11 protein-coding genes and 1 pseudogene are annotated in these 7871 nt (G+C 39.4%); all 12 read right to left on the bottom strand.

Annotated features, from left to right (window positions below):
- Positions 1-488: 488 nt before the first annotated feature.
- On the bottom strand, positions 489-1064 hold the full coding sequence (locus ACFIN0_RS08920) for a hypothetical protein (protein WP_375702365.1): 576 nt from the start codon (positions 1062-1064) through the stop codon (positions 489-491).
- A 10-nt stretch (positions 1065-1074) separates the two neighbouring features.
- Entirely contained in the window at positions 1075-1449 is a 375-nt protein-coding gene (locus ACFIN0_RS08915) for a hypothetical protein (RefSeq protein ID WP_375702364.1), read from the bottom strand.
- 88 nt (positions 1450-1537) lie between these two features.
- A complete protein-coding gene (locus ACFIN0_RS08910) occupies positions 1538-2689 on the bottom strand; it encodes a DUF6990 domain-containing protein (protein WP_375702363.1) in 1152 nt (383 codons plus the stop codon).
- A gap of 13 nt (positions 2690-2702) precedes the next feature.
- On the bottom strand, positions 2703-3068 hold the full coding sequence (locus tag ACFIN0_RS08905; RefSeq protein ID WP_375702362.1) for a hypothetical protein: 366 nt from the start codon (positions 3066-3068) through the stop codon (positions 2703-2705).
- A gap of 227 nt (positions 3069-3295) precedes the next feature.
- On the bottom strand, positions 3296-3652 hold the full coding sequence (locus ACFIN0_RS08900; protein ID WP_375702361.1) for a hypothetical protein: 357 nt from the start codon (positions 3650-3652) through the stop codon (positions 3296-3298).
- Positions 3653-4041: 389 nt separating this feature from the next.
- Positions 4042-4293, bottom strand: a complete 252-nt coding sequence (locus ACFIN0_RS08895) for a hypothetical protein (RefSeq protein ID WP_375702360.1) — start codon at positions 4291-4293, stop codon at positions 4042-4044.
- 83 nt (positions 4294-4376) lie between these two features.
- A complete protein-coding gene (locus ACFIN0_RS08890; protein ID WP_375621571.1) occupies positions 4377-4649 on the bottom strand; it encodes a hypothetical protein in 273 nt (90 codons plus the stop codon).
- 426 nt (positions 4650-5075) lie between these two features.
- The gene (locus ACFIN0_RS08885) at positions 5076-5423 is read right to left on the bottom strand and encodes a hypothetical protein (protein ID WP_375702359.1); all 348 of its coding nucleotides are present in this window, start codon (positions 5421-5423) and stop codon (positions 5076-5078) included.
- 198 nt (positions 5424-5621) lie between these two features.
- On the bottom strand, positions 5622-6212 hold the full coding sequence (locus ACFIN0_RS08880) for a hypothetical protein (RefSeq protein ID WP_375702358.1): 591 nt from the start codon (positions 6210-6212) through the stop codon (positions 5622-5624).
- Positions 6213-6260: 48 nt separating this feature from the next.
- Positions 6261-6617 (bottom strand): hypothetical protein, encoded by a 357-nt coding sequence (locus ACFIN0_RS08875; RefSeq protein WP_375682708.1) that lies wholly within the window; start codon positions 6615-6617, stop codon positions 6261-6263.
- Positions 6618-6827: 210 nt separating this feature from the next.
- The gene (locus ACFIN0_RS08870) at positions 6828-7331 is read right to left on the bottom strand and encodes a hypothetical protein (protein WP_375702357.1); all 504 of its coding nucleotides are present in this window, start codon (positions 7329-7331) and stop codon (positions 6828-6830) included.
- A 339-nt stretch (positions 7332-7670) separates the two neighbouring features.
- Positions 7671-7871, bottom strand: a pseudogene (locus tag ACFIN0_RS08865) (hypothetical protein); the annotation flags it as partial.

Below are 7871 nucleotides of genomic sequence, written 5' to 3'. Positions count from 1 at the left end.
GCCTCCATTGGCACCTCTTCTCCCCAAGCGCCCCACAACCCTCACAGCCCTTGACCAACCACACCCCCTATTACAGTTCCACATTTTTACGATTTTACAAATTCACAGAAAACAACAAGCTTCCGATAAACAGCCCCATTAAAGCCTATTACAAGCTTATTATAAGCCTATCACTTACCATCAACCCTTTCCCCCCCAGAGATCAGCGTAAAATGAGAAAAACAATTGATGCCCTCCTCTCACGTCATGAAGCAATGGCATGATCTAAAACTTATGCCTCCCCCATGACACGAGCACTACGTGCGCTTTTTCAGCGCTGCGTTTAATTGTTTGGTAACCTTGTAATACGAGATCAAACGCTTGATAAAAGAAATATACAGTGCCACAATGGGTATTGTTAAGAAAAAATCAAAAACACCCCCCAGCAGAATGATCAAAATCACCGTCCAAAATGCCGCTATTTCGTAATGCATTTTATCCCCTTCCTTTTATAAATTGATTGATTGGGTTGCTTCAGTCACTTCTTCCAACTGCTGAATCTTCTTTTTCAATCGATGAGTTAAAATTTCACGAAGGATCACAACAACAGGGATCGTTGCAAAAATACATACCGATAAAAAAAACCAGAAGAGCAAGAGAATGATAATATATTCAAATCTGCTCTCATCTACCTTAGCAGCTATCCCTTTAGAGAAAATCACATAGACATAAGCTTTGAAAAACATAATGATGAAAGAGAGGCATGCGTGGAGGATATAATCTTTGCGTGAAAAAGCGAGCCATTTTTTTAACGAATAGAAACTTATCTGTGTTTCTAGTGCTAAGTTTTGCGGCACTCTCTCTTTTTCTTTTCCGCTTTTTTCAAAGAAACAAAAATGCTGCGGCTGTTCTTTCATCAAACCTCTTTGTTTTTTCACTCTGTAATAGAGCCTCAAACGCTTGATTAAAGAATAATAAGGCGCCACAATAATCATATTCACAAAAATGGCAAAAACTGTAACTGCATTTAGAAGAAAATATTCAACTGGCAGAAACAAAATAAAAAACGCGATCTCACCCCTCATGCGTATAACCTCATTGATTAATCTCTTGCTGCTTTATTTTTTCTTTTAGTTTTTTCTTTATTTTTTCCAATTTACGCTCTTTAAAACGACAAATCCCCCACAAAATAGAAAGGGGTGTGAGAAGACAAAACCATATCAACACTGGTAAGAGAAAAATAAGAGAACCAATTCCTTCCCATCTTGTCCATTGCAACGGCTGTACCAGAGACTTTGCACCCGCAGGAACTTCTAAAGCCATCATGATAAGGCATGTACAAAACATGATAAAAAAGCGGTGCCCTATTACTTTACACCGTCCCACCCCTTTACGCATTTCCACTGAAGACACCATAAATTTTCTAAATGAAAAGAAAGACTCTTCAAATGTTGCTTTTTTCTCCTGCATTGTTCCCCTCTGCTTTTACGCTTCGCGCTTTTTACGCATTATTTTTAGGTTTAAGCTCTTTTTAAATTATCTAAACTCTTTATTTTTCTCAATAAATTTTTTCATCAATCCTAATTTCTACATCCATATATTCTAACTCCCCATCCTTTATGTAAAGAATATGAGGACGATAGTTTTTTCCATCAACCTCACAAATCGCGTCCTTTTCATAAACAAAATATCCCTGTTGCCTTAATTCTTCTCTTTTTTCCTCGATCAAATTTTCATAAGAATCTCTTCTTCTATTGCACAAATTGGGATCTGTAGCTCTAAAACATTCATAGCTTTCCACCTCCATGGAAAAATCCTTTGCCGCCTGTTGAAGCAAATCGTAACTGGGTTGCTTTGTCTTTTCTACCGCCTGAGCAATCACCATTGCGCGTTCCAGATGCTCCTCTTCGATGCTTGTTTCAAAGCCCAGCTTCTCACCTTCCATAAAGCTTTTGTGATAAGAGTGTAAGGTTTCAACATCGCCCATCAAAGCCAGAGCCGCAAGATAACGCAGGGAATAAGAAGCCAACCGAGGGACCACCGTTTTGTTTTCCCAAGGCAGGATTCTATATTGAGAGTGAAGCATCTTGCCAAGATCAACCTCAGTCATTGCCTCATCTAAAGCTTTCTCGAGTGCACGACGTAAACATCCAACGCTTACCTTTTCTTCAAAAATTTCCAACCCCTTCACATCAAAACTCAATTCAAGAGCAATCAAGCCTCCAGAATTATAAGGGTCTATCGTTTGGCAAGCCGCCGCATGGATACCAGAAACCACCGCAATTGCACAATCAAATCGCGGATACCCCTTCTCAGCATTATAAAGAAACTGCACTTCACGATCTGGTAAATAATAGGTGGCCAAATGATCTCCTTTTCCTTCAATTTCCACCTTCCACCCCAAACTCTTTAAAAGCGCCGTTGCACTTTCCATCGTTAAGATTTCCTCATCAGAAAGAGAAAACTCTTTTTCCTCAGATAACGGCTTAATCATCGGCATTTCCCCACTAGACGGCTCAAAAACGACAGGTTGTTCAAGCACGCGGCTTAATTCTTTTGTCACTTGGCAATACAGCCTCACCCGCTTGAAAGTAGAGTAATACAATGCCCAAATAAACATCATGACCACGGCAGAAAGCAGCGTGAAAAGCGTCAAGCCCACACCCCACGAGAGTACAACAATAATATCCATCATTTTAATATCTATCATTTTCTCCGCCCCTTCATGCGCTGTTTTGTTGAGAAGCGGTTTTTCTCCGCTTCCAGAGTGCTTGCTCCAACATATCGATCTTTTCTTTCAACAGAACCGTGAAAATGATACGAACCACAAAGGCAACAGGGATGAACAAAAAAATAAACCATGATATAAGCTCCATAATTAACGAGAGAGCTGCCACGACATCCCCTTCCCACTCCGCCAACTTCCACCCAAGCAACATGGGTACGAAGCGAAGAGCCATTCTTAAAGCTGCCACAATGAAAGCAATACAAAAGATGACTTTATAATTTTTGCGTGTCAGAAACGCTTCTTCAAGCGCAAAAGTCCGTGGTTCTTTATCCAATGGTGCATTTTTTCCATTGCCCCTCATTTTTTACCCCTCATTTGTCTCAATTTTCAAGCCATTTTCATGAACCGAAGCTTTCGTCCTCACAATGAATGAGAGCTCATCAATATCAAACGTTTGTATCCCTCATCTTTTATAAAGACAATATCAGGGATGCCTTTTTTCCATCACCTTCAAACATCGCACGAATAGAAACTCTCCTACAATACATGAGAATATATAAAGACCAGTATTCATTTTCTGTCCGCCCTTCACACGCTGTTTTGTTGGTAAGCCGTTTTTCTTCGCTGCCAGATTTCTTGATCCAACTTATCGATCTTTTTTTTCAACAAACGCGTAAAGATGATACCGACCACAAAGGCAACAGGAATGAGTACAAAAAGAAGCGCTGATATAAAAACCAATATTAATGTTAAAATGAACAGGATATAATTCCACCACCCTGTCAAATCCCACTTAAAAAACATAAAGAATGCCATTATAAAAGCTGACACAATGAAAGCAATGCAAAAGATGACTTTATAATTTTTGCTTGTCAAAAACGCTTCTTCCAGCGAAAAAGTCCGTGGTTCTTTATCCAATGGTGAATTTTTTCCATTGCCCCTCATTTTTTATCCCTCATTTGTTTCAAATTTTTAAGCCATTTTCATGAACCGAAGCTTTCGTCCTCACAATGAATGAGGGTTCATCAATATCAAGCGCTTGTATCCCTCATTTTTTATAAAGACAATATCAGCGGTGCATTTTTTTCCATCACCTTCAAACATCATGTTTTCATCACTCACAGTGTACCCCCTATTATCTTAAGGCTTCTCTTTTCTCCTCGATCAAATTTTCATAAAATATCTTCTTCTATTGCACAAATTTGGGTCTCTGACTCTAAAATTCTAAGTGCTCTTTTTATTTTCAGGAAGATAAGCTGCTTTCCAAAGAAGAAGCAAACGAGTGCAAGAAAATCGTAACGAAGTTGCTTTGTCTTTATGACGATTTGAATCATCTAGCAAAACCGGCCCAAATAGATTTTTTCGATATTTTTTTCAAAGCCCAAACTTTCATCTTCCATAAAGCTTTTATGAGAAAGCTGCCAAATATTAACATCAGCCCTCAATACCAAAGCCGCAAGGGTGTGCAAGCAAAGAAGAGGGCACTTGAGAGATAGAATAATTTCTTTTTCCCAAGGTGGTGCCACCATCTTGAAAGCCAAGCACGCGGCCAAGATCAACCTCAGTCCCAGATCAACCTCATTCATTGCCCTCATCGAAAACTTCCTCAAGTACACAGCATAAATGCCTTACGCTTACCTCTTCCTCAAGAAATTTCAATCCCTTTGCCTTAAAATCCACCCCTTTGCCTCAATGCCTCGTTGTCAATCTGGCCCCCCCAAAATGATAAAGCCCTAAAATGATAAGGATTAATCATTTGGCAAGCCGCCGCATGAATACCAGCGCCTCTCACAATTCCATAACCAAATTGCACAAAACCTTTTTCATCCAGAGAGAGAAACTGTCCTTCACGGTCTCGTAAATAAATAACGGTCTCGTAAATAAATAGATGTCCCTCTTTTCTTTCAATTTTCCCCCTCCACCCCAAGCTCTTTAAAAGCACTGTTACACTTTCTATGGAGCAAAACGTGTGCTTTTGGCTCACCTTCTCTATGCGTCTTGCCTCTCCACCTGCAAAAAATGGGCTCTTCTTCCCCAAACACCAGAATATCTTTTGCTTTAAGTATAGATTTTTCGCTCTCAATATCGCTTGGTAAGACACATTTTTATGCTTGATAAAAAGAAAATAAGTTACAAGATTTTCTCTCTTTAAGAGAACAGAAACAGCAAGTGAAACCCAAGAGCAGCCTCTCTTCACTTATCCCCCTTAAAAGCTCGCAAAAATCCCACTCAAGCAAAAGCCTCAACTCAAGCAAGAGCCTCAATTCTTTTCAAAACACGACACAAATATAAAAAGGCATAAAACGAGAAGTGCACCCCATGCTCCTTAATGAACAAGTCAAAAGCAAGGCTCAACAAAAGCCTCTCTTCACTTTTTCCCCTCGCTCACTTTCCCCTCGCTCACTTTCCCCTCGCTCACATCGTATAATATGACGGGCGCTCCTTTCTGCTCAACCTCTTCTTCTAATTGCCGTATCATTTTGTTCAACTGACGGGTCACGATAAAACGCATAATAAAAACAATCGGTAAGAATAAAAAAATACAGGCAAGCATCCATGCCAGCGGCTCGAATACGACAAGAGAAACAAAGTCCTGCCCTCTCCATATCTTAACGACAACAGTTATAACTATTGGAGCAGTCGCCATGACCGTAGAAAGATAGAATATTTTTTTATAGTCTTGCCAAACAAGAGAAAGCTGCTTTTTATCAAACATTCTGCTGCTTTTTATTTTGGGGAGATCTGTTTTAAGGCAATATCGCGTTCATTCAGCACGCATTTCAGTTCCTTTTTCACGCGACAATAAAGCCGCGCACGCTTGATAAACAGGTAATAAATGACAACGATTGGCGCCCATATTAAAACATTTAAGAGCGTAAAGAACAGGAAAGAAATGGCTATTAATGTTATAAGACTACTCGTCATTTTGTCCCCCTTCCACATTCTGCATACGCATTGCCTGATCGCGTTGTTGTATCGCTTCTTCCAATTGTGGAAGTATTTTGTTCAATTTTCTTGTTAACTTTATGCACATGATCCCAATGATCGGAGAAAAGAGAAGAATCCCTAACCATAGAAGGCCATAAATAATGCGACCTATTGAAAACCGCGGTATTATAAAACTGACCATACTATCCTTCCACCATACCAAATGTACGATAGAGAAAGCAAATTGCAAAACGGTAAAGAGGATAAAAATAAAAAGAATTATTTTACATTCTTTTGAATAAAGAGGCAGAGATTCTTTAAAGTTAAGAAAGCGTATTTTCGCATCAAGGGTCTTATGCGCGAGATTGTATCTCTTCATTTCTCCCAGATCATTGCGCAATTGTTGTATGGCGTGTTTTTGTTGCGTCGTACTCTTTTTCAAGTCTTGAGCGAATTTAAAAGATAACCTCATATGCTTGATCAACCGGTAAGGAAGCCTGATCATAACCATAAACATTAAAATGGCAATAATGATGCCCCCTAAAAAAGCCAAATGTTGTAGTATTATAATGCTCACTTTTTTCCCCTATCACATTGATGTGAAATTATCATTTTCATTCTCTTCTCAAACAAATGTTTCTAATCTCTTTGCTGTTTTTTTCACGCCATAATGAAGGAGACTATGGAGAATTAAAATAACAGGCAAAGTGATGGCACTACATACCAAAATAAACAAAAACGGCAGCGCTTCAATCAATAACAAAAAAAACAACGGATTATTGTGTGAAACAATCGCATATCGTATAGTAAAAGACGAAAAAAGCACAGCATGTATAAAAAGCGCAACTGCAATGAAAGCCATCCAAGAGATTATTTTATAATCTTTTTTTGAGAGAAGCAAAGATTCTTGAAAAGAAAAGGCACGCAACTGTGTTGCAAGAACTGTATTCTGTCCTCTCCCTCCTGCCTGATAATGCCTCAAATTCTGCGCTGCACCCTTTTTTAATTTCCTTCGCATCTTACATAACAGTACTGCCCGTTTTATCAAAGAATAATAAATGGACAAGATGATCTTCACGGTAGAAAAGAGTATCATGCTCCACGCAGAATAAATAACTATAACTATCCCTAAGGAGATCAATAATGTAGTTATTAAAAGAGGCATTATAGAAGTGATCACTTTTCCCCCCTATCATATTTTGTTGAGAGATTGGTTGTTTAGCTGTTTCTGCTCTGGTAAGTTTTCCCATTGTAGCATCATTTCCTTCGCATCCCGTTTAAATATGGCGTTAAAAATAGAAAAGAGCGGAAACAACCCAAAAAGAAAGCCAAAAATTATTTGCGGCAAGAGACATAAAAAAGCCCAAACACCATTCCACCCTAAGTTACGAAGAAATTCGATCGCAGGAATCTGTATAAAAATCTGACTCATTTCTTGAAGATCTTCTTGTTTCATTTTTCCCAGTGCTTGGAGCTGTTCCTTGGATATAAGGTGAAAAAATTCCAAAGGATCCATATAGGCAGACGCGGAAAAAAGCACCAACAAGAGGATAGCCAAACAACAAATGATGATATAATCGCCTGTTGAGAGAGCCATCCATTTTTTGAAAGTTGCCGATTGATCCAACACTGGCTGCGATACAAAAGCCTTATCTCCCTTATGGGCAGATTGGTGTTGTGATTTATCTTCGATCATACGGATACTCCCCCACTTCTAAAATTCCCACTCTTCAATATTTGATAGCACGCCACCAGCGCGGTAGATTCGCTTAGCACTCTTCTCAGAGTAAAGCAAGCACTATAATTCCCCTCTATGTATTTTGTTCACTTGCCTTATACGCGCTTATACATGAAGCGCTTACAAGCCCAAACATCCCTTTTCCCAAGGTGGTGCCCCCATCTTGAAAGCCAAACACGCGGCCAAGATCAACCTCAGTCCCAGATCAACCTCATTCATTGCCTCATCGAAAACTTCCTCAAGTACACGACACGCCCTACGCTTACCTCTTCCTCAAGAAATTTCAATCCCTTTGCCTTAAAATCCACCCCTTTGCCTCAAAGCCTCGTTGTCAATCTGGCCCCCCCAAAATGATAAAGCCCTAAAATGATAAGGATTAATCATTTGGCAAGCCGCAGCATGAATACCAGCGCCTCTCACAATTCCATAACCAAATTGCACAAAACCTTTTTCATCCAGAGAGAGAAACTGTCCTTCACGGTCTCGTAAATAAATAAC

The organism is Bartonella sp. AA89HNZF, assembly GCF_042196905.1.
Taxonomy (GTDB): Bacteria; Pseudomonadota; Alphaproteobacteria; order Rhizobiales; family Rhizobiaceae; genus Bartonella.
This window is presented reverse-complemented; position numbering and strand designations above follow the sequence as displayed.